The organism is Pararhodobacter sp. SW119 (assembly GCF_017811755.1).
Classification (GTDB): Bacteria; Pseudomonadota; Alphaproteobacteria; order Rhodobacterales; family Rhodobacteraceae; genus Pararhodobacter.
The window spans coordinates 56,568-79,312 of the sequence record NZ_JADDJF010000011.1; the positions used below are offsets into that span (position 1 = coordinate 56,568).

The window sequence follows — 22,745 nt, forward strand, 5'->3', positions numbered from 1 at the left end:
TGCAAACTTGCCCCCGCCGTCCTTCGGTTTAGCTAGCCGTCGAGAAGGAGAATGCGATGCCTCAAGCAACACTCGTCGGACTCTGCGGCTCGCTCCGCGCCGATAGCTTCAACCGCAAGCTGATGCAGGACGCCGCGCGCCGCTTCGAGGCCGCGCACGGGGGCCGTTTCGTCGAGGGCGATCTGCGCCTGCCGCTGTTCGACGCGGATCTGGAAGCGCAGGGCATGCCCGAAGCGGTCACCGAACTGGCCGACAGGGTGCGCAGTGCCGACGCGGTGCTGATCGCCTGCCCGGAATACAACAAGGCGCCGCCGGGCGTCATGAAAAACGCGCTCGACTGGTTGAGCCGGGGCAAGGGCTGGCCGATGGAGGGCAAGCCCGTGGCGCTGGTGTCGGCCACCGCCGGGCGCGCCGGGGGCGAGCGGACGCAGTACATCCTGCGGCTGATGCTGGTGCCGCACCGGGCGCAGGTGCTGACCCATCCCGAGGTTCTGGTCGGGCAGGCCAAGGAGCATTTCGACGCCGAGGGCCGGCTGGCCACCGAAAGCTACGCCCAACGCCTCGACGAGCTGCTGGCGCGCCTGCACGACGCCGTGTCAGCCGCCGCGTAGCAGTTCGGTCAGCCGGATCCGCCGGTCGCCGCTAAGGACCGCGCGATAGATCACCAGCGATTCCATCACCCGCATGACGTAGTTGCGCGTCTCGGCAAACGGGATCGCCTCGACCCAGTCGACGGGGTCGACGGCAGGGTCGCGCGGATCGCCCAGTTCCTGAATCCAGCGGCGGGGCCGGCCCGGCCCGGCATTGTAGCCCGCCGCAACCAGCGTCAGCGCGCCGAATTCCTCGATCAACCCGTCCAGATAGGCGGCCCCGAGAAGCGCGTTGAACGCCGGGTCCGTGGTCAGCCGCGCCGGGTCGAAGTCGATCCCAAGCCGCCGCGCGACCAGCTCGCCCGTGCCCGGCAAAACCTGCAGCAGCCCGCGCGCATCGGCATGGCTGACCACGCGCGCATCGAATTCGGATTCGCGGCGCGCGATCGCCAGGACCAGTTCGGCCGGGGCCGGCAGATCGGCGCGTTCCAGCCCGGTCAGCGGAAAGTTCGCGCGCGCCAGGACGACGCCCGACTGCACCGCGATCTTGGCGACGTTGACCGCGAAATTCGGCTCGCCGCGCGCCAGCCACAGATCGGCCAGCGCGCCCAGTTCCTCCTCGCGCGACAGCCCCTCGGCCAGGTGCATGACGAAGCGGCGCGCCTCGTGCCACTGGCCGGCGCGGTGCAGAAGGATCGCGGCGGTCAGCAGGTCCGATCCGGCCAGCGCGGTCTGCCGCCAGGGCGGATAGGCGGGCGGGTCGACCAGCGCGGGCTCCAGCGGCAGGCCCAGCCGCTCGGCGGCCAGCTGGCCGTAATAGGCGGTCTGATGCTCGGCGGCGAAGGCCAGCGCGGCGCGCGCGGCCTCATCGTTGCCCTGGGCTTCCTGCGCCAGCCCCTCCCAGTAGCCGGCGCGCGACAGGCTGATCGGGCTGCCGACGCGGCCGCGTAGCGTGGCGAAATGGCGCGTGGCGCCGGCCGGGTCGTCCAGATGGCGCAGCGCGATGAACCCGGCCAGCCATTCCAGGTCCGCCGCGCGCGCGCCATCCTCCAGGCGGTGATGGGCGGCCAGGTCGTAGGCGCGCTGGTGCTGTCCCTCGGCCAGCGCCTCGCGCACAAGGCGCTGCCGCCCCGCCGCCCACAACTCGGGCCGGCCCAGCCCCTCGGCACTGCGCGAGCGTTCCAGCATCAGGTCGCCGGCCGTGTCGAAGATTCGATGATGCATCCGCCAGGCGAAGCGGTCGTGGGCCAGACCCGCATCATCGGCAAGCGACGCGGGCACGGCGGCGATCAGCGCGTTCACCCCCTGGGCGCGCGCCTGCAGCGCCAGCCGCGCGCGGGCCAGCGCCGCGTGGTCGCGCGGCACGCGGTCCAGCATCCGCTCGGCCGCGGCGCGCGCGCCCGACCAGAGCAGATTGTGCAGCCGCGTGACGTGCAGATCCCCCAGCGCCGCCGCATGCCGCGCCAGAAGAGCCGTCTCCTCGGTCGCGCCCAGCACATCGTCGCGCCAGATTGCCCGCGCCAGGTCGCGCGCGGCATCGCTCTCGCCCGTCGCCTCCAGCGCGCGCAGCTGCGCCAGCCGCCCCTCGGCGGTCAGCGGCGCGCGACCGTCGAACCAGCCCAGCACCACCTGGGGGGAGGCGTTGCGCAGCCGCTGTTCGCCCTGCCGCTGGACCACCGCCATCGCCGGCCAGTGCGGAAGCGCGCGCAGCAGCGCGTCATAAGCCGCCGGGTCGTCGCTGCCCCCCGCGCGCAGCATCTGCCAGAGCGCGATCTGCGTGCCGACCGGCCCGGCCAGGGGTTGAAGGCGGTTGACCGCGGCGCCGTCACCCTGCGCCAGGGCGGTGCTCAGCGTGCCCATCGCGCCGGCGGCACGCGGCAGCGGCGGCGCTTCGCGGGCGGTCAGCGTCGCGGGTCCGGTGGCCGCAAGCGCGGCAATGATGACAAGGGATCGGATGGGCTGCATGGTTCCGTCTTGAAAACCGTTTCGGAAGAGTCTAACGGCCAGTGTCCCGCGCACAATGCCGTCCCGGTTCACGGCTGCGCGACGGACAGGCCCCCGACGCCGCCCTCCTGCCACGCGGCGCGCGCCTGCACAACAGCCCCCGCGCCGGAACGGCGCCGAAGGAGAGTTCAAGATGTTCCGCGGTTCGATGCCTGCCCTGGTGACGCCCTTCAGGGACGGTGCGGTCGATTTCAAGGCGCTCGACGCGCTTGTCGAATGGCACGTCGCCGAAGGCAGCCACGGGCTGGTACCGGTCGGCACCACCGGCGAAAGCCCGACGCTGAGCCACGAGGAACACGAACAGGTGATCGAGGCCGTGGTCAAGGCCGCCGCCGGGCGCTTCCCTGTGATCGCCGGCGCCGGGTCGAACAGCACGGCCGAGGCGATCCGATTCGTCCGCCACGCAGAGGAGGTCGGCGCCGATGCCGCGCTGGTCGTCACCCCCTATTACAACAAGCCCACCCAGGCCGGGCTGATCGCGCATTTCCACGCGCTGCACGAAGCCTCGGGCATCCCGATCATCATCTACAACATTCCCGGCCGCTCGGTCGTGGACATGTCGCCCGAAACCATGGGCGAGCTGGCGCGCCTGCCGCGGATCATCGGCGTGAAGGATGCGACCGGCCGGCTGGAACGCGTGTCGATGCAGCGCGAAAGCTGCGGCAAGGACTTCATCCAGATTTCGGGCGAGGATGCGACCGCGCTGGGGTTCAACGCCCATGGCGGCATCGGCTGCATCTCGGTCACGGCGAACGTCGCGCCGCGGCTCTGCGCCGAGTTCCAGGAAACGACGCTGGCCGGCGACTACGCGAAGGCCCTGGAATATCAGGATCTTCTGATGCCCCTGCACTCCGCGATCTTCATCGAACCGGGCCTGGCGGGCGCGAAATACGCGCTGTCGCGGCTGGGCCGCTGTTCCGAGGAGGTGCGCCTGCCGCTGCTGCCGATCACCGAAAGCACGCGCCGCGCGATCGACGAGGCGATGAATTTCGCCGGCCTCAGGCCCTGACACCCGCGGCGCGCGGAAACCGCGACCGCAAGATCACCCCGATCCGACGAGGGTGACCCCGGCGGCGCGCATCTGCTCCAGCGACCCGGCAAGCGACCCGTCGAGGTCGATCGCCCGGCAGGCGGTCAGCTCGACGGTGACGACGAAGCCCAGCCGCGCCGCATCCAGCGCCGACCAGGCGACGCAGAAATCCGTGGCCAGCCCGACCAGCGTCAGCGAGGCGACGCCGCGGCTGCGCAGATAGCCCTGCAGGCCGGTCGGCGTGGACTGGTCGTTCTCGAAGAACGCCGAATAGCTGTCGATGCCGGGCCGGAAACCCTTGCGCAGGATCAGGTCGGCCGGATCGGTGCGCAGATCGGGATGAAACGCGGCACCGGCGCTGCCCTGCACGCAATGCGCCGGCCACAACACCTGCGGGCCATAGGGCATGCGGGTCAGCGAAAAGGGCTCGCCGCCCACGTGGCTGGTCGCAAAGGACGTGTGATCGGCCGGGTGCCAGTCCTGGGTGAGCACCCGCACCGGGTAATCGTCGATCATCGCGTTGATCGGGGCGACCACCTGATCGCCCTTCTCGACCGCCAATGCCCCGCCCGGACAGAAATCGTTCTGGACATCGATGACGATCAGGGCGTCGCTCGCCGGGCGCATGGCATCTCCTTGGCTTTCGAACAGGGGTAGAAGCCCCCGGCAGACACGTCAACCCGCCGGCACCTTGCGCGCCCGCGCCCCTTCGGCCTAACTGGGCCCAACGCGAAGAGAGGCGCAAATGGCCGTTGATACCTGGGACGAGATCCGCACCGCCTGGCACGTCGCGCGCGCCGGCACCGTCAGTGGCGCGGCCGAGGCGCTGGGGGTGCATCATGCCACCGTCATCCGCCATGTCGACGCGCTGGAGGCGCGGCTGGGCGTAAAACTGTTCCAGCGACACGCCCGCGGCTACACCCCGACCGAGGCCGGCGAGGCCCTGGCCCAGGTCGGCCGCGCCACCGACGAGCAGTTCACCCAGCTTGCCGCCCGGCTCAAGGGGCTCAGCGGCGGGATCGAGGGCGATCTCATCGTCACCACCGTGCCCGAACTCTGCGGCGTACTGGTCGAGGCGCTGACACCGCTCTTGCGCGAACACCAGGCCCTGAACCTGCGCATCCGCACCGACCGGCGCGTGCTGCGTCTGGAATACGGCGAGGCGCATGTCGCGCTGCGCGCCGGCAAGCAACCGGTCGAGCCGGACAATGTCGTACAGCTTCTGGCCCAGCGGTCCGTCGCGCTTTATGCCGCGCCGGCCTACCTGGCCGAAATGGGCCGGCCGGAAACCGATGCCGACCTCGCCGGCCATCGCTTCGTCGGCGATGACCTCGACGATTCCCGCGCCCCCTATTTCCGCTGGCTGGCCGAACTGGGCGCCCGGCAAATCGCGCGCTGCAACGACACCGCGGGCCGGCTGACGGCGATGCGCGCGGGGCTGGGCCTCGGGTTTCTGACCGAGGGCAACGACGCCGCCGGGTTGGAGATGGTCCTGCCCTCGCGCCCCGAATGGGAGGTGCCGCTGTGGCTGGTCACTCATGTCGATCTGCACCGCACGGCCAAGGTCCAGGCCGCCGTGTCGGCGCTGAAGCGCGGCCTTGGCGGGTGAGCCTTTCGGCGGCCCACGACCCCGACCGCCGCGCGGCGCTGCAGGGCCATGCGGCGATGCTGGCCTTCTCGGCGCTGGTCGCCGGATCGTTCAGCCTGGGCGCGCTCGTCGCGAACGAGGTCGACCCGGCGGCGCTGACCGCCATCCGCTTCCTGCTGGCCGCGGCCGTCCTCGGCGCGCTGGCGGTCGTGCTGTCGCGCCACGGCGGCTTTCGCCCGGCGCATTTTCGCGCGCCCTGGCGCTACCTGCTCCTCGCCGCGCTCTTCGCCGGCTACTTCGTGCTGATGTTCGAGGGGCTGAAGACCGCGCATCCGGTTTCGGCCGGGGCGGTCTTCACGCTGACGCCCCTGATCACCGCCGCCTGCGCCTGGCCGCTCCTGGGCCAGCGGCCGGACCGGCGCATCCTGCTGGCGCTGGCCATCGGCGCGGCCGGCGCGCTCTGGGTCATCTTCCGCGCCGATCTGCGCGCGCTGCTCGCCTTCCAGATCGGCCGGGGCGAGGCGATCTATTTCATCGGGGTGATCTGCCACGCGGTCTTCACGCCGATGCTGAAGAAGCTGAACCGCGGCGAGCCGGCGCTGGTCACCACGACAATGGTCATGGCGGCGGGTTTCGGGCTGCTTCTGGCCTGGGCCTGGCGCGAGATCGCGGCGATCGGCTGGCTGTCGCTGGCGCCCTGGATCTGGGCGGTGATCCTGTATCTGGTGCTGGCGACGACGGCGCTGACCGTGGTCCTGCTGAACTTTGCCGCGCAACGCCTGCCGTCGTCCAAGGTGATGGCCTACACCTACCTGACGCCCGCCTGGATCATCCTGTGGGAACTGGCGCTGGGGCACGGCGCGCCCGGCGCGCTGATCCTGCCCGGCGTTGCGCTGATCGTCATCGCGCTGTTGCTGCTCCTGCGCGAGGACCGGCCGGCGCCGCCGCAACCGCCCGGCTGAGGCCCGCGGGTCGGTTCGCGCCGCTCTCCCGCCCCGAAGGAGCCAGGCCCAGAAGTTTCATTGCGGTTAACGCCGGAATTTTCTGATTTTATATCAGGCGCTTGCCCGGATGCGCACGCGTGCGCATCCGGGCCGCTGTCGTCGCTTCACCCGTCCGGGCGGCACCCGAGCGCGGCCGCGCGCTTCATTCCGATAGACGCTCCGCGATCTCGGCGCGAAGGGCCTCGATCCGGTCCGCCAAGGCTCGGCGCGCTTCCTCGGCGGCGGCGATCTCGCCGTCCAGCGCGTCGACGCGGGCGCGGCGGCTGCGCGTCGCCTCGCTCTCGTCGTCCAGCCGCACGATCAGGTCGACCAGCCGCGCCTGTTCGCGCGCCAGCGCCTGCGCCTCGGCCTCGGCCTTGTCCATGCCCTGCCGCGCCTCGACCAGCGCGCGGTTCAGCCGCGCGATCTCTTCCAGCCGGTCGCGCAGCTCCGGGTCCGGGGTGCGCGCCTGCCAGTCGGTCAACGTGACAAGGTCCATGTCGGCGATCGCGAACCGGCGCAGTTGCGGCTGGCGTTCACGCACCGCATGCACGACCTCGGCGCCCGCCGGCAGGTCGATCCGCCACCGCCAGGCATCGGCGCGCGCCTCGACCCCGTCGGGATTGTCCAGCGCCCAGTCGTCGCGGCGCGGATGCTCCAACGTCAGCGTGCGGTCAGACCCCGGCGCACCGCTGATCCGGTAGCGGGTCTCGCGCACCAGATCCTCGGCCACTTCCAGCACGCCGCGCACCAGACGCATCTCGCGCACCACCTCGTCGCGCGCCGCGGTCTCGCGGATCTCGATGGCGGTGTCGCGGGCGAAATCCACCACCGCGCTGGCACCGGGCGCCAGTTCGGGGATCAGTGCATCGCCGGCGTGTCCGATTCCGTCCTCGTAAAGGGTCAGGACGCCGGCGGGCAGGCGCAGCGGCAACGGGTTCTCGATCTCCAGCGCGATCTGCGGATGCACCGCGCCGGACCCGCCCCGGTAAAGCCGCAACCGCGCGTCGGGCAGCGATTGCGACAGGAACGGCAGGCTCAGCATCTGCCCGGCGGCCAGAGTCACCGGCGCCTCCAGCGTGAAGCGCGTGACGCTGTCGCTGTCGGCACCCTCGACCGGCGCGGCGGCGGTATCCGCAGCCATCGCCTCAGGCACGGCGAAGCTGCGCGCCATGGCAGGGGAAGGCGCCGGCTCGCGCCAGCCGTCCTGCCGGTGATAGAGGTCGGGCGCGATCGCCCGCACCGCGCCGGTCGCCAGCGTCAGGCGCACCGCGTCCCAGTCGTGGCCCGTCGCGTTCTCGATCACCGCCCAGCCGCTCAGCTGCAACCCGTCGCCTTCGTCGACCGCCCGCCACGCTGTGCGCCAGACCGGCGTCGTCTGCAGCCAGGCCAGGCGCACGTCGCGCGCGCTGTCGTCGTCGGTGGCGATCGCCACCTCGATCCGGTTGGGCGCGCGGCCGGCCTGCCACGCGGCCAGCGCGGCGGCGACATCGGCGCGGTCGGCGGCGTCGCTCAGGCGCACCGCCACCCCCTCGCCCAGGCGGAAGCTGTGCAGCCGGCCATCACCGTCCATCAGCGTCAGCAGCGCGCAGGTGCCGTCCTCGCACTCGCGCGTGGTGACGCCCATGCCGGTGCCTTCCCAGACCGTGCCCCGGCGCTCGACCGAGAGCGGCGCGCCGACCAGCGCGCCCAGCAGCCGCGCCGGGTCGGACACATCCTCGGGCGCGAAGGGCAGGTTGGCAAAGGCATCGTCGAAGGCCCCCGGCCCGGGCAGCGTCAGCCGCGCGAGCCCGCCCGCCGGATCGGCGATGCGCAGGCTTTTCAGCAGATCGTCGATCTGCCCGCGCACGACGCTCAGGCGCAGCGGATCGGGGCCAAGCCGCCCCTCGGCCTCGATGAGCGCGAGGCCGGCGGTCGACAGCGTGACGGCGCGGACGCGGGTGTCGGCCGCGGCGGCCGAGGCAAGGGCCAGCGCCGCGGCAAGAAGGGCGGAGGGAAAGAGGCGGGACATCGGAAACTCCAACAGGGCCGGAATGGCCAGCGTGCGCAGTCTACGCCCCACCGATGCCGCCGCAAGGGACCGCGCGTTCACCTTGCAGCGAGACCGGCGCGCTTTCGGCTTGAGCCGGCGCGGCGGGACCACTATGCGCACAGGGGCAAAGGAGGGCGGCGAGATGAGCTTCAACACCTTCGGACGTCTTTTCCGCGTCACCACCTGGGGCGAAAGCCACGGCCCGGCGCTGGGGGCCACGGTCGACGGCTGCCCGCCGGGCGTGGCGCTGGACGAAAGCCTGCTGCAGCCCTGGCTCGACCGGCGCCGCCCCGGGCAGAACCGCTATACCACCCAGCGGCAGGAGGCCGATCAGGTCGAGATCCTGTCGGGCGTCTATGAGGGGCGCACCACCGGCACGCCGATCCAGCTGATGATCCGCAACACCGACCAGCGCTCGAAGGACTATTCGGCGATTGCCGAGACCTTCCGGCCCGGCCATGCCGACATCACCTATCACCAGAAATACGGGCTGCGCGACCCGCGCGGCGGCGGCCGGTCCTCGGCGCGCGAGACGGCAGCGCGGGTGGCGGCGGCGGGCGTGGCGCGCGCCGTGCTGGCGGACCTGGTGCCGGGTCTGTCGGTGCGGGGCTACATGGTACAGATGGGTCCGCGCGCCATCGACCGGGCGCGGTTCGACGCGGATCAGATCGACCGCAACCCGTTCTGGTGCCCCGATGCCGAAACCGCCACGGCCTGGGCCACGGACCTCGACGCGCTGCGCAAGGCCGGCAATTCGGTAGGCGCGGTGATCGAGGTCGCGGCCCGCGGCGTGCCGGCGGGCCTCGGCGCGCCGATCTACGCCAAGCTGGATGTGGACCTGGCGGCGGCGATGATGTCGATCAACGCGGTGAAGGGGGTCGAGATCGGCGCGGGCTTCGGCGCCGCGGCGCTGACCGGGGTCGAGAATGCCGACGAGATCGCGCCAGGACCGCAGGGGCCGGCCTTCGGGTCGAACCACGCCGGCGGCATCCTCGGCGGCATCGCCACCGGCCAGGAGGTGGTGGTGCGCTTCGCGGTGAAGCCGACCTCCTCGATCCTCACGCCGCGCGCCTCGATCACCCGCGCCGGCGAGGCGACCGAGGTGGTGACCAAGGGCCGCCACGACCCCTGCGTCGGCATCCGGGCGGTGCCGGTGGGCGAGGCGATGATGGCCTGCGTGCTGCTCGACCAGTTGCTCCTGCACCGCGCCCAGTGCGGCGAGGGGCCGCGCGGGCAGATCCCGACGACGGACTGACCGGAAACGGGGGCGCGCCGGCCGACCCCATCGAGGGGCCGGCCGGCGCCGATGGGCTGCGCCCATCGTGGCCAGGCCGCACCCATCCGCCACGGATCACCCCTCTCGACATGTTCGCAGCGGCAGCGCCAAGGCCCGGCGCGCGCGGCCGGCACGGGGCGGGTGGGTGGGCGTGCCGGTCGCGCGCGCCGACTTCACCACCCGCGGCACCGCGCGCCGCTCAGTTCCCCGCCCAGTCCTCGCCGACATGCTCTGCCAGATAGGTCAGGATGATCTCGCGCTCCTCGGGATCGAGCTCGGGCATGCCCTGTTCCTCGACCATCCAGTCCAGCAACTCGTCCCAGACCCGGCGCGAATAGCCGCCGTTCGTCACCGTGCGCAGGCTGTGGCACGCCTGGCAGGCATAGAAGGTCTCCTCCGCGCCCTCACCCGGGGGCAGGGGCGCGAATTCGTGCTCATCCTCGGCCAGCGCCGGCGCGGCGACCGCGAGGGCGAGGGCGAAGGCGGGGGCGGCCCGCGCCGCCCCCCCGAAAAGCGTCTTGCGCATGCGTTCCCCCTCAGGCCGCGACGACGTGGATGCGGTGGCAGGAGTTGTTGAGATACCCGCGCGGGTTCCAGCCCGGCACGACCATCGGCTGGCTGCGGCCGAAATCGTCGGTGGCGCGCGCCCATACCTCGTAATAGCCGGCCTGCGGCAGGGTCACGTTCGCCCGCCAGCGCTGCCAGGCGTAGCGGTTGACCGGCGCTTCGACCGTCGCCGGCTGCCAGGTCGCGCCGAAATCGATGGAGGTCTCCATCGCCGCGACACGGTTGTCGCCGGCCCAGGCCTGTCCGCGCACCTCGAACGGACGCCCGGCGGACACCTCGTGCCCGCCGACCGGGTCGGTGATCACCGATTTCACGATCATCGAGCCCATGACCATCATGTCCGCTTCCGGCACCTCGGCGCCCGCCTCGACCGGGTAGCGCGGCACGCGGTAGCTGAGCCCGGTCATCCCCGGCCCGTCATGTTCGCGGTCGCGCACCAGGACCCGGGTCAGCCATTTCTGGCTCACCGATCCGGCCCAGCCCGGCGCCACGATCCGCGCCGGATAGCCATGCGCCAGCGGAATGTCCTCGCCGTTCATCTTCAGCGCGATCAGCGTGTGCGGGTCCATCATCTTGTCGATCGGCCCCCCGCGCGAGATCGCCTGCCGGTCCGGGTCGCCCGAAAGATGCTCGTCGTAGCTGAAATGCCCGGTATAGACCGCCGACTGCTTCAGCCCGGCGCGGCGCAGAACGTCGCGCAGCCGTACGCCGGTCCATTCCGAACAGCCGATGGCGCCGATCGTCCAGGGATTGCCGCGCGGCAGCGGGTTGAAGCCGGCGCGCCCGTTGCCGCCGCATTCGATCTGCAGCTGCAGCGTCACCGTCTCGAACTCGTCCATCAGCTGGTCGTAGCTGAGCTCCAGCTCCTCCTCGACCTCGCCCTCGATCTTCAGCCGCCATTCGGCCTTGCTCATCGGCATCGGCATGGTGCCGTTGTTGCGGATGAAGTGCACGTCGGTCGGGGTGATGTCATCGTCCAGAAGATGCGGCGGCGTCTCCATGTTCACCGGCCGGTCGTTGTGCACGATCATGTCGCCGTGCTTCGAGTCCAGCGTGAATTCGTCCACCGTCTCGGCCAGCGCGGCCGGGATCAAGCCCATCGGCATGTTGGCGCTGAACGGAATCGTGGTGCCCAGCACCGCCCCCATCGAGGCCAGCCCCGCCCCCCGCAGGAACCCGCGCCGGTCCGGCCCGGCCTTGCGCCCGAAGACCAGCCAGTCGGCGCGTTCGGGGTTTTCATGATAAAGCTCGACCAGCCCGCGTTCTTTCTTCGGCATTCCCGTTCCTCCCTTTGGTCGGGGCGGCGCGACACCGTCCCTGAAAGCAGAGACGCACAGGGTCCCGCCAATATTCCGGAGGGTGCGAAAAAAATCTCGCGGTCAGGTCAGGCAGCGCTGGCGCGCGGCGCGCAGCAGTGCCAGGCGCGCCGGCTCGGGGGTTCGGCGGGTGATCGTCGCCTCGTTCAGCGCCGCGGCAATGGTGGCGAAGCGCGCGCCGTCCATCTCGCGGGCGATGACCAGATAGCCCTGCCCGGCCGCCCGCCAGTGCGCGCTGCGCAGATTTCCCTGCACCAGCAGCGTCAGCGCGCTGTCGCCGGTGCGCGCCGCCGGCATCTCGAACAGGCTCAGCCGGCACTGGTTGGTGCCAAGAAAGGCATAGTGGATCCCGGCGCGGCCGTCCTGCGTCTGCAGCGGCGCGGTCCGCACCAGCCGCAGCCCGGTCGCCTCGATGACCGAGGTCAGCCAGACCGGTGCCTCGGCCGCGGTCTCGGCGCCGCTTTCGGCCCAGGCGTCGTGCGCGGCGACCTCGGGCTGCAGGGCCGGGCCGGGGGTGTGCAGCCAGGCCCCCGCCGCGACCGCCAGAACCAGCCCCGCCACCAGACCCAACGCCAGCCGGTAGCGGCGGGCGGCGCGACGGGGCGGGGCTGGGGCCGGGATCACGGGCAGCGCGTCGACGCCGGGCGCGAAGCTGCCGGCCAGCGCCGCCTTCAGCCGGTGCAGCCGGGCGATGCGCGCGGCGAGCGCCGGATCGTTCGCAGCGCGCCGGGCGATCTCGGCGGCGGCGGCGGGGGTCAGTTCGCCGTCGACATAGGCGTTCAGTTGCGCGTCGTCGAACGCCGCCCCGGTGCTGCGCCCCCCGCTCATCGCCGGCCCCCCCGGCGGGCGGGAAACGGCACCACCGCGGCGTCCTGCAACTGCGCGGCCAGCGCGGCGCGGGCGCGGCTGATGCGGCTCATGACGGTCCCTCGCGGCGTTTCCAGAAGTTCGGCGGTCTCCTCGTAGCTGAAACCGGCGATATCGACCAGCGCCAGAACGTCGCGGTGATCCTTGCTCAGCCGCTGGAAGGCCGCGCGCACCAGCAGCACGTTGACCAGGCTCTCCTCGCCCCCCGGCCCGGGCTGGGCCTCGGGTTCCACCTCGGGATCGATCAGGCCGGCGCGCAGCCCCTCGCGGCGCAGCCGGTCGATCCAGAGGTTGCGCATCAGCCGGAACATCCAGACCCGGAACGCCCGGCTGTCGCGCGGCACCGACGCCGCCGCCATCGCCCGCACCATCGCGTCCTGATAGAGGTCCTCGGCATCGGCCAGTTCGCGCGACAGCGCGCAGGCATAACCGAAAAGGCGCCGACGCAGCGATTGCAGCGTCTCGTGATGATGCGCGTCGAACACGCCCGCCCCTCCCCGCCGGGTTGTCCTGCACGCCAGCCTAGCCCCACCCGCGCGAAAGGAACAGAGGCCGCGCTCAGTTGCCGGGCAGCAGCTTGCCGGGGTTCATGATGTTCTCGGGGTCCAGCGCCGCCTTCACCGCCGCCATCACCTGCCAGCCGTGCCCGTGCTCGGCCTCCATGTACTTGACCTTGCCCAGCCCGATGCCGTGCTCGCCGCTGACCGTGCCGCCCAGCTTCAGCGCGCGTTCGGCCATCCGCGCGGCCAGCTTCTGCGCCTTTTCCCACTCGACCGCGTCGCCCGCCTTCGGCAGCAGCAGCGCGTGAAAGTTCCCGTCGCCCACATGCCCCACGATCGGCCCCGGTATCCCGCTGTCGGCGATATCCGCCGCCGTCGCCTCGACCGCCTCGGCCAGGCGCGAGATCGGCACGCAGATGTCGGTGGTGATCGGCGCGGTGTCGGGATAGGCCGCCAGCATCGCCCGGTACGAATTGTGGCGCATCGCCCACAGCCGGTTGCGGTCCTCGGCCAGGCTCGCCCAGCGAAAGTCCTCGGCGCCGAAATCCCGCGCGATTTCGCCGAAACGCTCGGCCTGCTCGGCCACACCCGCCTCGGAGCCGTGAAACTCCACCATCAGATGCGGCGCATCCGCCCAGCCGGCCTGCGCCTGCGCGTTGAAGGCCGCCGCCGCCGCGGCATCGACAAACTCGATCCGCGCCATCGGGATGCCCGACTGGATGGTGGCGATGACCGCGCCCACCGCCCCCTCCATGTCGGAAAACGCGCAGACCGCGGCGCTGACCGCCTCGGGCTGGCCGTGCAGCTTCAGCGTCACCTCGGTGATCAGCCCCAGCGTCCCCTCGGACCCCACGAACAGCGCCGTCAGGTCGTACCCGGTCGACGATTTGGGCGCCCGCGTCCCGGTGCGGATCACGCGGCCATCGGCCAGCACCACCTCCAGCCCCAGCACATTGCCGCGCATCGTGCCGTAGCGCACCGCCGTCGTCCCCGACGCCCGCGTCGACGCCATGCCCCCCAGCGAGGCATTTGCCCCCGGATCGACCGGAAAGAACAGCCCCGTCGCGCGCAACTCGGTGTTCAGCGCCTCGCGCGTGACACCCGGCTGGACCACCGCGACCATGTCCTCGGGCAGGACCTCCAGCACCTTGTCCATGCGCGTGAAATCGACCGTCACCCCCCCGCGCGGCGCGATCGAGTGCCCCTCGAGCGAGGTACCGGTCCCCCAGCCGATCACCGGCAACCCGGCCTCGGCGCAGATCCGCACGATCGACGCCACCTCCTCGGTCGTCTCGGGATAGACCACGGCGTCGGGCGGCATCAGCGGGAAATGCCCCTCGCTGCGGCCGTGAAGGTCGCGGTCGGACTGCGATTGCGTGAAACGCGGCCCCAGCAGGTCGGCCAGCGCGGAATAGGCGGTGCTCATGCGGGTTCCCTCCAGTCAGGCGCCAACCTAGCGCCCGCCGCGGCGGCTGTGAAGCACCTGACGGGTGCTTGACCTGACCGGCGTTCCGGCGTCTGCATGGGACGATGACACTGCCCCCGGCGGAGGACCGCGTGGACCCGAAACGCAACACCGCCTTTCCACGGCTGCGCCGCCAGATCGACCTCGGCTGGCGGCGGATGCGGCTGCACGGGCCGGGGCAGCTGCAGTTCTGGGTCATCGCGCTGGTCATCGGCGTGCTGGCCGGGTTTGCCGCGCTTCTGTTCCGCGCCGGGATCGACGCGCTGCAGACCCTGCTCTACGGTGCCGACGACCGCGCCATCCTCGATGTCGCGCGCGCCCTGCCCTGGTATCTGCTGGTCGCCATCCCGGCGACCGGCGGGCTGGTCGTCGGGCTGATCCTGCACCGCTTCACGCCCGACGGCCGGGCGCGCGCCGTCGCCGACGTGATCGAGGGGGCCGCCCTCACCCGCGGCCGGATCGAGATGCGCGCCGGGCTCGCCTCGGCGGCGGCCTCGCTGATCACGCTGGGCAGCGGCGGCTCGGCCGGGCGCGAGGGGCCGGTGGTGCACCTCGCCGGGCTGATCTCGACCGCCATCGCGCGGCGCATCGACGCCAGCGGCGTGACCGGGCGCGACCTGCTGGGCTGCGCCGTCGCCGCCGCCGTCTCGGCCTCGTTCAACGCGCCCATCGCCGGCGCGATCTTCGCGATGGAGGTGGTGCTGCGCCACCACGCGCTGCACGCCTTCGCGCCCATCGCCATCGCCTCGGTCGCGGGCACCGTGGTCAACCGCCTGAACTACGGCAATGTCGCCGAATTCTCGCTGCCCGAAAGCCAGGGGCTGGCCTTTTACTGGGAGATCCCGGCCTTCCTGATCCTCGGCGTCGTCTGCGGCGCGGTGGCGGTGGTGATGATCCGCGCCATCTTCTGGACCGAGGATGGCGCCAGCCGCCTGCAGGCGGCGACGGGGCTGCCGCGCTGGCTGCGCCCGGCCATCGCCGGCGCGCTGGTCGGCGCGCTGGCCACCCAGTTCCCCGAGGTGATCGGCATCGGCTATCAGGTCACCTCGCTGGCGCTGACCGGCCAGATGCTTCTGCACGAGGCGATCGTGATCGCGGCGCTGAAGGTCGCGGCCGTCGCCATCACCCTGGGCGGCCGGATGGGCGGGGGCATCTTCTCGCCGGCGCTCGTGGTCGGCGCGCTGACCGGGCTGGCGTTCGGGCTGATCGCCACGGGGTTCCTGCCGCAGGTTTCGGGCGTGGCGAATGTCTATGCGCTGGCCGGGATGGGCGCTGTGGCCGCCGCGATCCTCGGCGCGCCGGTCTCGACCACCCTCATCGTGTTCGAGATGACGGGCGACTGGCAGACCGCCATCGCGGTGCTGGCGGCGGTCTCGACCGCGACGGCGGTGGCCAGCCGGTTCATCCGCCGCTCGTTCTTTTTGACGCAGCTGGCGCGGCGCGGGGTGCGGATCGCGCAGGGGCCGCAGGAATACCTGCAGCAGGTCACCACCATCCGCGGCGCGATGTGCAAGCCCGGCGCCCGCGGCGCCCCGGAGGAGGACGCGCTGGCCGCGCTCGCCGCGCAGGGCCGGGCGCTGGACGCCGACGCCTCGCTGAAGACCGCGCTGCGGCTTTTCGACCGCACCGGGGCCACGCATCTGGCCGTCACCCGCGCCGGCCCCAATGGGTCGCGCGCCGTGGTCGGCAGCCTGTCGCATGTCGACGCGCTGCGCGCCTTCACCCGCGTGCTGGCCGCCACCGCGGCCGAGGAACACTCCTGACGCCGCGCGCCCGCCGCACCCCCCCGGAATGGCGCCGGTGTTGCGCCGGGGCGCGGGGCAGCGTTCGTTACTGCCATACGCTTGCCATACGCTTGCCAGCCACTTGCCATACGCCTGCCAGCACCCTTGCCAGCGCCCCGCGCATCCCCATATCTGATCGCGTACCCAAGCCGCCGGAACGGAGACGCGCATGACCGGATACCTCAAGACCACGGTCCTGATGGCTGCAATGACAGGACTTTTCCTAGGCATCGGCTACCTGATCGCCGGTGCCGGCGGCGCCCTGATCGCGCTGGTGGTGGCCGCAGGCATGAACGCATTCGCCTGGTGGAACTCGGACAAGATGGTCCTGCGCATGCACAACGCCCGCCCCGTCGACGCCCACACCGCCCCCGAACTACAAGAGATGGTGGTCCAGCTGGCCCGCAACGCCAACATGCCGGTGCCCGCCGTCTACATCATTGACGAGGATCAGCCCAACGCCTTCGCCACCGGCCGCAACCCCGACAACGCCGCCGTCGCCGCGACGACCGGCCTGCTGAAACGCCTTTCGCAGGAAGAATTGGCGGCAGTGATGGCGCACGAACTAGCCCACATCCGCAACTACGACACGCTGATCATGACCGTGACCGCCACCTTCGCCGGCGCGATCTCGATGCTGGCGAACTTGGCGCTGCTCTTCGGCCGCGGCCGCAACGGCTCCAACCCCATCGCCCTGATCGCGATGATGTTCCTCGCCCCCCTCGCCGCCGGCCTGGTGCAGATGGCCATCTCGCGCTCCCGCGAATACGAGGCCGACCGTGCGGGCGCCGAGATCTGCGGCAACCCCCTCTGGCTCGCCGCGGCGCTCAAGCGCATCCAGGGTTTCGCCGCGCGCATCGACAACGCCGCCGCCGAGCGTAACCCGGCCACGGCGCATATGTTCATCATCAACCCGCTGCACGCCTTCAAGCACGACAAACTGTTCTCGACCCACCCCTCGACCGAAAACCGCGTGGCGGCGCTGGAAAAGTTGGCCGCCGAAACCGGCCAGAGCCGCCCGTCTTCGGTGCCCCGCTCCGGGCGCGGCGCGCAGACCGGCCCCTGGGCCTGATCCCACGCCATCCCGTACAGAGGGGTGGCGCCCGGAAAGATGGTTTATTTCAGGATAACAGAAAAACAAAGGTCGTTTGATTACAGCACCTTGCCGAAGCGTCCACGCGTGGACCACGCGCCCCGCCGGCTGAAATCGGTCAAGATCCGGTGATGCCCCGAGGCCGCTGCGTTGGCTTTACTCCGCTGCCGGACGGACCTGCTCGGCCTCGGTAGCGAGCCCTTCAAGGTGGTCGGCGATGGCCGCAGCGATGGCGCGCTTGTTCGCCACCGGTGTCACCCCCTCCCGCGTCACGAAAAGCGCGCGCTGCTCGTGTCCCGCCGTGTCCTCCCCCCGAGTCGCGACGACCAGACCGGCGCGGTCCAGCCGGCGCGCTGCGACCTCGGCCAGCTCGGCCTCCTCGACTCCTTCGAGGTACTTGAAAGCCACGCAGCGCATCGCCGGGTCGGCGTCGCAGGCCAGGTCGATCACCTTCTCGGTCGGGGCAAGCTCCAGCATCAGGCTCTTCTGCCCCGACGCGATCTTGCCAGTGACCTGCCGCGCCGGCCGGTAGTCGGCCACCCCGGCGGAAAACACCCCCGCGAACAACCCCCCGCGCACGCGATCAAGGACAAGGTCGCGGTAGGCGTCAAAGGTTCGGGCCACGGTCAACGGAAACGGCGTCGTCGGGCGCCAGGCGCCATCGCCCAGGATCAGCTCGGCCTCGGCCCCGCGCCAGATCAGTTCCTCGGCCACGCGCGCGCCAAGACGCCCGCGAAACCGGTTCACGATCCGCCGCACGTTGTCGATCTCGACCGGCGTCGGCCCGGCGGTGACCATGATCCGCTTGCCACGCAGCGGCGACGTGCTCAATGCCCGCCCGACGGCGATGCACAGCAATTCCGTATCGGGCAGGTTGTGCTTGCCATAGGCGTCGCGCGGCGCGACGAACCGCACGCCCTGCGCGGCCAGTCGCCGGGAATTGTCGACCAGCTGCGCGTTGTGCATCGTGCCGTGCATCGTCGGCGCGACCAGAACCTGGCTGCGCCCCTGCTCCATCCGACCCAGTGCCGAGATCAGCGCCGAGGCGACCACGGTGTCACCGATCCCATGCGCCATCTTGGCAATGGTCGAATGCGTCGCCGGCGCGACCAGGTAGGCGTCGAAGGGGTCGGCGTCGGACAGATGCTCTGCCGCCCAGGTCAGGCCACCCACCACCGGGCCCAGGGTCGCCCATTCCAGCGCCTCGCGCGCCACGTAGCGCAGCGCGTCGTCGCTGGCGAAGGCGGTGACCCGCGCCCCATGCCGGCGCAGGCCGCGGGCCAGTGCCGGTGTCTTCATCGCCGCGATGCCGCCGGTGACCAGAAGCGCCACGCGCTTGCCCGCCAATCGATCCGAGGCGGGCGGCACGTCGTGATCGCCCATGTCCGAGGGCGTGGGCGCAGAGAAGTCCCAGTCGTAAAGGCTCATGCCTGCGCCTCTTCCCCGCCCGTGATGTCACTGTCGACTGCCGTGCTCAGCCACTTGATATGGCTTCCCTGCGCGCGGTCGAGACGGGTGTTCAACGCTTCGAAATGGCGCGGGTGGAACCGGCTTTTCTTGCCCAGCACCTCGTTGATCTCGGGGCGCACCTCGATGTCGAACAGATCGAGTTCATGCAGCATCAGTGTCGGGCTGTAGGGACGCCCCTCGCCCAGCCAGGCGGGGATGATGGTGACGGCGTCGGGAATGCCCTGCGCATAGACGCGCATCGCGTCATCGGTGTAGGAGGAGTCGGCCGCGTGCCAGCGTCCGCCCAGCTTGACCGCGCCGAAGTAGTGCCGCACGGTCTGGCGCATCATCGGCTGCCAGCCCAGGGGCATCAGCAGGCCCAGGACATCCATATCCATCGGCATCTCGACGAAACCGGCTTCCAGGCCCGCGGCGCGCATCAGGGCAACCTGCAGGTTGGCCTTGGTCGTGCACATGCCCGAGCCGCGCTTGAGCGTGTCAGAGGCACGCTCCTGCCAGGTCCCGAAGCGGTAGGGCATCGCCTGCACGAACAGAAAGATCGCCTCGGCGGTCGAGGAGGGCGTCGCCCGGCGCAGGCGGATCGCACGGCGGCGGATCTCGGGGTGGTCATGGTCGCACAGGGTCGTCGGATCGGGAAGATCAACCGGCGGCGTGGCGGCGGTTTCGGCGGAATCGGCGGCGATCAGCGCGCGCGTCAGCGCCATGCGCAAACTACGGTTCACGGGCGCGGTCCACTTGGCCGAGGTCATGTCCAGGGTCCAGACGCGCGTCGGACCGTCGGCCATAAGCTTCGCCCCCTCGGCGCCAGACAAATGATTTCCCGGCCCCCACCAACCTTCGCGTCCGACAAGCCGGCCGTCGAGGACGACATGCAGCGATTGCGCGCCCGTATTGCCCAGCGGCTCCTGCGCGGCGAGTTCACGGACATTCCCGAAATGGTAGATCGGCGCGCCGTCATCGCCGAGATAGAGGCTCAGCGTTGAATCCTCGAAGTAATGAGGAAGTTGGGCGTCGGCGAGGAGAGCGAAGGTCAAGGTCATGGCGGTTTTCCCGATTTCACGAAGTTTTGCGGTTGTGGGCCGTGCATTGTATTAACCACAAGGGTACAAGCACGGTTACTGACACGTTAACGTCGAACCCTAAAGTCGCAAAGACTCTTTGCTTTGCGACCTCTTACCAATTACTAAAATGGTTACCGTCGGCCTACCGAAGCAAGCGGTCTTTCGATAGATGTTTCTTCAAAGACGCATCAACGTGCCGCTGCGTCGCTTTTCACCGCATTGACGCGAAAGCAGTTGAAATGCGGCCCGGTTGCGGCAATCCTGCCTCCAAAGCCCCCCGCCTTCCCGCCACCCGGCCGTAGCCGGCCATAGCCGGGCACAAGTCAGGTGGGGTTTGCGCGCTGGGGAGGGCGCCGCGATGGAGATACTGCAGCTGCTGCTGAGCGGCCTTGCCAACGGCTGCGTCTACGGGCTGATCGCGTTGGGCTTCGTTCTGATCTACAAGGCGACCGAAGCGGTTAATTTCGCGCAGGGCGATTTCATGATGCTCGGCGCCTTTGTCATGATCGGCCTGGTCAACCCGCAATTCATGGGACTGAGTTTCTGGCTCGCCGTTCCTTTGGCGCTGCTGATCATGGGCGCACTCGGCTATCTTTTCGACATCACCATCCTGCGCCAGCTGTTCGGCCAGAACCAGATTGCCATTGTCATCCTGACCATCGCCCTGGGCTTCGTGATCCGGTTTGTCGCGGGCGTCATCTGGGGGCATGAACCGCTCAACCTCCACTCGCCGCTGGCGCTGGGGGATGTCCGGTTTGGCGAGGTCGTCCTCAGCCTCGCCGATATCGCGGTGATCGTGGTGACGGTGATCCTGACCATGCTGCTCTGGCAGTTCTTCCAGCGCACGAAGCTGGGCCTGGCCATGCAGGCGGCGAGCCAGAACCAGATGGCGGCCTATTACATGGGCATTCCGGTCAAGCGGGTTCAGGGCGCGGTCTGGGCGCTGGCCGCAGCCGTCGCCTGCATCGCCGGGATCCTTTACGCGTCGAAGGGGGCGGTCGATGTCTCGGCCGGGTTCATCGGCATCAAGGCTTTCGCCGCGGCGGTGATCGGTGGCTTCGGCTCGCTGCCCGGCGCCTTGATGGGCGGGCTGATCGTCGGCGTGATCGAGCCCTTCGCGTCGCGCTACCTGCCGCCCGGATACAGCCAGATCGCACCCTACGCGCTGCTGATCATCGTTCTGGTCTTCCGACCGCATGGCCTGTTCGCGCAGGTGCGTACCAAGAAGGTCTGACCCCCATGCGCTTTCACTTCAAGACCAGCTACGACCAGGACATCCGGCTTTTCCCTGACGGCTGGAACCTGGCGGTCTATTCGGCGCTGCTGCTCTTCATGCTCGCGCTGCCCCTGATGCTCGACAGCTTTTTCCTGGGCGAGGTGACGAACGTCCTGATCTGGGCGATCGCCGGGCTGGGCCTGATGCTGCTGACCGGACAGACCGGGCAGATCAGCCTGGGCCATTCGGCCTTCATGGCGCTGGGGTGCTATACCTGCGTGCTGCTCATGGAAGCCGGCATGCCCTTCATCCTGGCCTTCCTGCTGGCGGGCATCATCACCGGCGTGGTCGGCGGGCTGATCGCGGTGCCCGCGCTGCGGCTGCACGGCGTCTATCTGGCGATCGCGACGCTCGCGCTGGCGATCATCGCCGACGACATCATCGTCATGCTGTCGCCCTGGACCGGCGGCGTGAACGGCAAGTTCGCGCCCGACATCGTCATCTTCGGGCTGGAGGTGAACCGCTGGGTGAACCCTGAATACTGGTACTACCTGGCGCTTGCCGTGGCGCTGCTGGTCACGCTGATCTATCGCAACCTCCTGCGCTCGCCGCTGGGCCGCGCCTTTGCCGCCGTGCGCGACAGCGAGGTTTCGGCGCAGGCGATGGGCGTCGATGTCGCGCGGACGAAGACCGTCGCCTTCGGCCTGTCCTGCGCGATCACCGGGCTGGGCGGGGCGCTGATGGGCCTTTTTGCCGGGGCCTTCAACAACGAGACTTTCAACTTCCTGCTCGCCATCCAGCTTCTGATGATGATCGTCGTGGGCGGGCTGGGATTCATCCACGGCGCGTTCCTTGGTGCCATCGTCGTGGCCTTCCTGCCGCAGGGCCTTTCGATCTTCACCGACACGCTGGGCCGCGGCTACCAGATCCCGGGGCTTGAAATCGGGGTGTTCGGGATGATCCTGGTCCTCTTTCTCATCTTCGAGCCGATGGGCCTCTACGGTCGCTGGCTGAAGATACGCATCTGGCTGGAGCTTTTCCCCTTCGCGCGGCGCGACATGTTCCGCCGGCAGAAAAGCTACCTGAAGACGGAGCGGGTGAGATGAGCCTGCTGGAGTTGAAGAACGTCACCCTGAAGTTCGGCGGGGTCACCGCGGTCGACAACCTGACGATGGAACTGCGCGAGGGCGAGGTCTTCGCCTTGGTCGGGCCGAACGGCGCCGGCAAGTCCACCGTCTTCAACATGATCTCGCGCTTCTACACCCCGGCCTCGGGCTCGATCAGCTTCGACGGCCAGGACCTGTTGCGCGTACGATCCCACGACGTGCCGCGCCTGGGCGTCGCGCGCACCTTCCAGAACATCGAGCTGTTCGACCGCGCCACGGTCCTCCAGAACCTGCTGATCGGCCGGCACCGCCACCGGCGCACGACGCTGATCGAGGAGATGTTCTTCGTCGGCCGCGCGTGGGGCGAGGAGCGCGCCCATCGCCACGCGGTTGAGGAGGTGATCGAGTTCCTCGACCTGCAGCCTTACCGCGACAAGTTCATCGCCGGCCTGCCCTACGGGGTGCGCAAGGTCGTCGAACTGGCGCGCGCGCTGGCCACGAAGCCGCGGCTGCTGCTTCTGGACGAGCCCGCCTCGGGCCTGTCGGTCGAGGAGACGCAGGACATGCGCTGGTGGATCGAGGATATCCGCCGCCAGATGGGCATCACCGTCCTGATGGTCGAGCATGACATGGGGCTGGTCGGCAAGGTCTCGGACCGGGTGCTGGCGCTGGATGGCGGCAAGAAGCTGGCCGAGGGCACGCCGGCCGAAGTGCAGGCGCATCCCGAGGTCATCGCCGCCTACCTGGGAACCGGCGCGATCTCTAAGACGGCGAGCGCGACGGGGGAACGGGTATGA

General features: G+C 70.1%; 20 protein-coding genes. 10 read left to right on the forward strand and 10 right to left on the reverse strand.

The window, feature by feature from the left end; translation table 11 throughout:
- Nucleotides 1-56 precede the first annotated feature (56 nt).
- A complete protein-coding gene (locus IM708_RS09050) occupies nucleotides 57-611 on the forward strand; it encodes an NADPH-dependent FMN reductase (RefSeq protein ID WP_209426193.1) in 555 nt (184 codons plus the stop codon).
- Here IM708_RS09050 and IM708_RS09055 read toward each other — a convergent pair.
- Nucleotides 597-2,555, reverse strand: a complete 1,959-nt coding sequence (locus IM708_RS09055; RefSeq protein ID WP_209426194.1) for a lytic transglycosylase domain-containing protein — start codon at nucleotides 2,553-2,555, stop codon at nucleotides 597-599. The genes IM708_RS09050 and IM708_RS09055 overlap by 15 nt on opposite strands.
- Before the next feature lie 172 nt (nucleotides 2,556-2,727).
- Here IM708_RS09055 and dapA point away from each other — a divergent pair, with 172 nt between their 5' ends.
- Nucleotides 2,728-3,603, forward strand: a complete 876-nt coding sequence (gene dapA / locus IM708_RS09060; protein WP_209426195.1) for a 4-hydroxy-tetrahydrodipicolinate synthase — start codon at nucleotides 2,728-2,730, stop codon at nucleotides 3,601-3,603.
- Between the two features lie 33 nt (nucleotides 3,604-3,636).
- On the opposite strand, the gene pncA is transcribed toward dapA, so the two are convergent.
- A complete protein-coding gene (gene pncA, locus IM708_RS09065) occupies nucleotides 3,637-4,251 on the reverse strand; it encodes a bifunctional nicotinamidase/pyrazinamidase (RefSeq protein ID WP_209426196.1) in 615 nt (204 codons plus the stop codon).
- 118 nt (nucleotides 4,252-4,369) lie between these two features.
- Between pncA and IM708_RS09070 the strand changes: the two genes are divergently transcribed.
- Both IM708_RS09070 and IM708_RS09075 read left to right on the forward strand, forming a co-directional pair.
- Nucleotides 4,370-5,233: a LysR family transcriptional regulator gene (locus IM708_RS09070; RefSeq protein ID WP_209426197.1), complete on the forward strand. Its 864-nt coding sequence runs from the start codon at nucleotides 4,370-4,372 to the stop codon at nucleotides 5,231-5,233.
- Between the two features lie 56 nt (nucleotides 5,234-5,289).
- Entirely contained in the window at nucleotides 5,290-6,174 is an 885-nt protein-coding gene (locus IM708_RS09075; RefSeq protein WP_209426229.1) for a DMT family transporter, read from the forward strand.
- A gap of 184 nt (nucleotides 6,175-6,358) precedes the next feature.
- Here IM708_RS09075 and IM708_RS09080 read toward each other — a convergent pair whose 3' ends face one another.
- A complete protein-coding gene (locus IM708_RS09080; protein ID WP_209426198.1) occupies nucleotides 6,359-8,206 on the reverse strand; it encodes a hypothetical protein in 1,848 nt (615 codons plus the stop codon).
- A 163-nt stretch (nucleotides 8,207-8,369) separates the two neighbouring features.
- Between IM708_RS09080 and aroC the strand changes: the two genes are divergently transcribed.
- A complete protein-coding gene (aroC, locus tag IM708_RS09085; RefSeq protein WP_209426199.1) occupies nucleotides 8,370-9,482 on the forward strand; it encodes a chorismate synthase in 1,113 nt (370 codons plus the stop codon).
- A 220-nt stretch (nucleotides 9,483-9,702) separates the two neighbouring features.
- Here aroC and IM708_RS09090 read toward each other — a convergent pair whose 3' ends face one another.
- From IM708_RS09090 to IM708_RS09110, 5 genes are all read right to left on the reverse strand, one after another.
- Nucleotides 9,703-10,029 carry an aldehyde dehydrogenase gene (locus IM708_RS09090; protein WP_209426200.1) on the reverse strand — a complete coding sequence of 109 codons (327 nt, stop codon included), beginning with the start codon at nucleotides 10,027-10,029 and terminating at the stop codon, nucleotides 9,703-9,705.
- Between the two features lie 10 nt (nucleotides 10,030-10,039).
- A complete protein-coding gene (locus IM708_RS09095) occupies nucleotides 10,040-11,347 on the reverse strand; it encodes a sulfite oxidase (RefSeq protein WP_209426201.1) in 1,308 nt (435 codons plus the stop codon).
- 102 nt (nucleotides 11,348-11,449) lie between these two features.
- Nucleotides 11,450-12,214 (reverse strand): hypothetical protein, encoded by a 765-nt coding sequence (locus tag IM708_RS09100; protein ID WP_209426202.1) that lies wholly within the window; start codon nucleotides 12,212-12,214, stop codon nucleotides 11,450-11,452.
- Nucleotides 12,211-12,738 carry an RNA polymerase sigma factor gene (locus IM708_RS09105; protein WP_209426203.1) on the reverse strand — a complete coding sequence of 176 codons (528 nt, stop codon included), beginning with the start codon at nucleotides 12,736-12,738 and terminating at the stop codon, nucleotides 12,211-12,213. Before IM708_RS09105 ends, IM708_RS09100 begins: the two co-directional genes overlap by 4 nt.
- 73 nt (nucleotides 12,739-12,811) lie before the next feature.
- Nucleotides 12,812-14,179, reverse strand: coding sequence for an FAD-linked oxidase C-terminal domain-containing protein (locus IM708_RS09110; RefSeq protein ID WP_209426204.1), 1,368 nt, complete (start codon nucleotides 14,177-14,179; stop codon nucleotides 12,812-12,814).
- Between the two features lie 197 nt (nucleotides 14,180-14,376).
- On the opposite strand from IM708_RS09110, the gene IM708_RS09115 reads away from it, so the two are divergent.
- Both IM708_RS09115 and htpX read left to right on the forward strand, forming a co-directional pair.
- Nucleotides 14,377-15,981, forward strand: a complete 1,605-nt coding sequence (locus tag IM708_RS09115; RefSeq protein ID WP_245243095.1) for a chloride channel protein — start codon at nucleotides 14,377-14,379, stop codon at nucleotides 15,979-15,981.
- A gap of 190 nt (nucleotides 15,982-16,171) precedes the next feature.
- Nucleotides 16,172-17,074, forward strand: coding sequence for a zinc metalloprotease HtpX (gene htpX, locus IM708_RS09120; protein WP_209426206.1), 903 nt, complete (start codon nucleotides 16,172-16,174; stop codon nucleotides 17,072-17,074).
- Nucleotides 17,075-17,251: 177 nt separating this feature from the next.
- Here htpX and IM708_RS09125 read toward each other — a convergent pair whose 3' ends face one another.
- Entirely contained in the window at nucleotides 17,252-18,523 is a 1,272-nt protein-coding gene (locus IM708_RS09125; protein WP_209426207.1) for a phosphopantothenoylcysteine decarboxylase, read from the reverse strand.
- A complete protein-coding gene (locus IM708_RS09130) occupies nucleotides 18,520-19,605 on the reverse strand; it encodes a transglutaminase family protein (RefSeq protein WP_209426208.1) in 1,086 nt (361 codons plus the stop codon). Before IM708_RS09130 ends, IM708_RS09125 begins: the two co-directional genes overlap by 4 nt.
- Before the next feature lie 379 nt (nucleotides 19,606-19,984).
- On the opposite strand from IM708_RS09130, the gene IM708_RS09135 reads away from it, so the two are divergent.
- The 3 genes from IM708_RS09135 to IM708_RS09145 are packed head-to-tail and all read left to right on the forward strand — an operon-like array spanning nucleotide 19,985 to nucleotide 22,745.
- Complete coding sequence (locus IM708_RS09135) at nucleotides 19,985-20,860, forward strand: branched-chain amino acid ABC transporter permease (RefSeq protein ID WP_209426209.1); 876 nt, start codon at nucleotides 19,985-19,987, stop codon at nucleotides 20,858-20,860.
- 5 nt (nucleotides 20,861-20,865) lie between these two features.
- Nucleotides 20,866-21,948 carry a branched-chain amino acid ABC transporter permease gene (locus tag IM708_RS09140; protein ID WP_209426210.1) on the forward strand — a complete coding sequence of 361 codons (1,083 nt, stop codon included), beginning with the start codon at nucleotides 20,866-20,868 and terminating at the stop codon, nucleotides 21,946-21,948.
- Nucleotides 21,945-22,745 carry an ABC transporter ATP-binding protein gene (locus tag IM708_RS09145; RefSeq protein ID WP_209426211.1) on the forward strand — a complete coding sequence of 267 codons (801 nt, stop codon included), beginning with the start codon at nucleotides 21,945-21,947 and terminating at the stop codon, nucleotides 22,743-22,745. Before IM708_RS09140 ends, IM708_RS09145 begins: the two co-directional genes overlap by 4 nt.

Bases quoted from the DNA above. Each gene is read 5' to 3' on its own strand.
- IM708_RS09050 (WP_209426193.1), top strand. From the start codon at position 57: ATGCCTCAAGCAACACTCGTCGGACTCTGCGGCTCGCTCCGCGCCGAT.
- IM708_RS09055 (WP_209426194.1), bottom strand. From the start codon at position 2,555: ATGCAGCCCATCCGATCCCTTGTCATCATTGCCGCGCTTGCGGCCACC.
- dapA (WP_209426195.1), top strand. From the start codon at position 2,728: ATGTTCCGCGGTTCGATGCCTGCCCTGGTGACGCCCTTCAGGGACGGT.
- pncA (WP_209426196.1), bottom strand. From the start codon at position 4,251: ATGCGCCCGGCGAGCGACGCCCTGATCGTCATCGATGTCCAGAACGAT.
- IM708_RS09070 (WP_209426197.1), top strand. From the start codon at position 4,370: ATGGCCGTTGATACCTGGGACGAGATCCGCACCGCCTGGCACGTCGCG.
- IM708_RS09075 (WP_209426229.1), top strand. From the start codon at position 5,290: ATGCTGGCCTTCTCGGCGCTGGTCGCCGGATCGTTCAGCCTGGGCGCG.
- IM708_RS09080 (WP_209426198.1), bottom strand. From the start codon at position 8,206: ATGTCCCGCCTCTTTCCCTCCGCCCTTCTTGCCGCGGCGCTGGCCCTT.
- aroC (WP_209426199.1), top strand. From the start codon at position 8,370: ATGAGCTTCAACACCTTCGGACGTCTTTTCCGCGTCACCACCTGGGGC.
- IM708_RS09090 (WP_209426200.1), bottom strand. From the start codon at position 10,029: ATGCGCAAGACGCTTTTCGGGGGGGCGGCGCGGGCCGCCCCCGCCTTC.
- IM708_RS09095 (WP_209426201.1), bottom strand. From the start codon at position 11,347: ATGCCGAAGAAAGAACGCGGGCTGGTCGAGCTTTATCATGAAAACCCC.
- IM708_RS09100 (WP_209426202.1), bottom strand. From the start codon at position 12,214: ATGAGCGGGGGGCGCAGCACCGGGGCGGCGTTCGACGACGCGCAACTG.
- IM708_RS09110 (WP_209426204.1), bottom strand. From the start codon at position 14,179: ATGAGCACCGCCTATTCCGCGCTGGCCGACCTGCTGGGGCCGCGTTTC.
- IM708_RS09115 (WP_245243095.1), top strand. From the start codon at position 14,377: ATGCGGCTGCACGGGCCGGGGCAGCTGCAGTTCTGGGTCATCGCGCTG.
- htpX (WP_209426206.1), top strand. From the start codon at position 16,172: ATGACCGGATACCTCAAGACCACGGTCCTGATGGCTGCAATGACAGGA.
- IM708_RS09125 (WP_209426207.1), bottom strand. From the start codon at position 18,523: ATGAGCCTTTACGACTGGGACTTCTCTGCGCCCACGCCCTCGGACATG.
- IM708_RS09130 (WP_209426208.1), bottom strand. From the start codon at position 19,605: ATGACCTTGACCTTCGCTCTCCTCGCCGACGCCCAACTTCCTCATTAC.
- IM708_RS09135 (WP_209426209.1), top strand. From the start codon at position 19,985: ATGGAGATACTGCAGCTGCTGCTGAGCGGCCTTGCCAACGGCTGCGTC.
- IM708_RS09140 (WP_209426210.1), top strand. From the start codon at position 20,866: ATGCGCTTTCACTTCAAGACCAGCTACGACCAGGACATCCGGCTTTTC.
- IM708_RS09145 (WP_209426211.1), top strand. From the start codon at position 21,945: ATGAGCCTGCTGGAGTTGAAGAACGTCACCCTGAAGTTCGGCGGGGTC.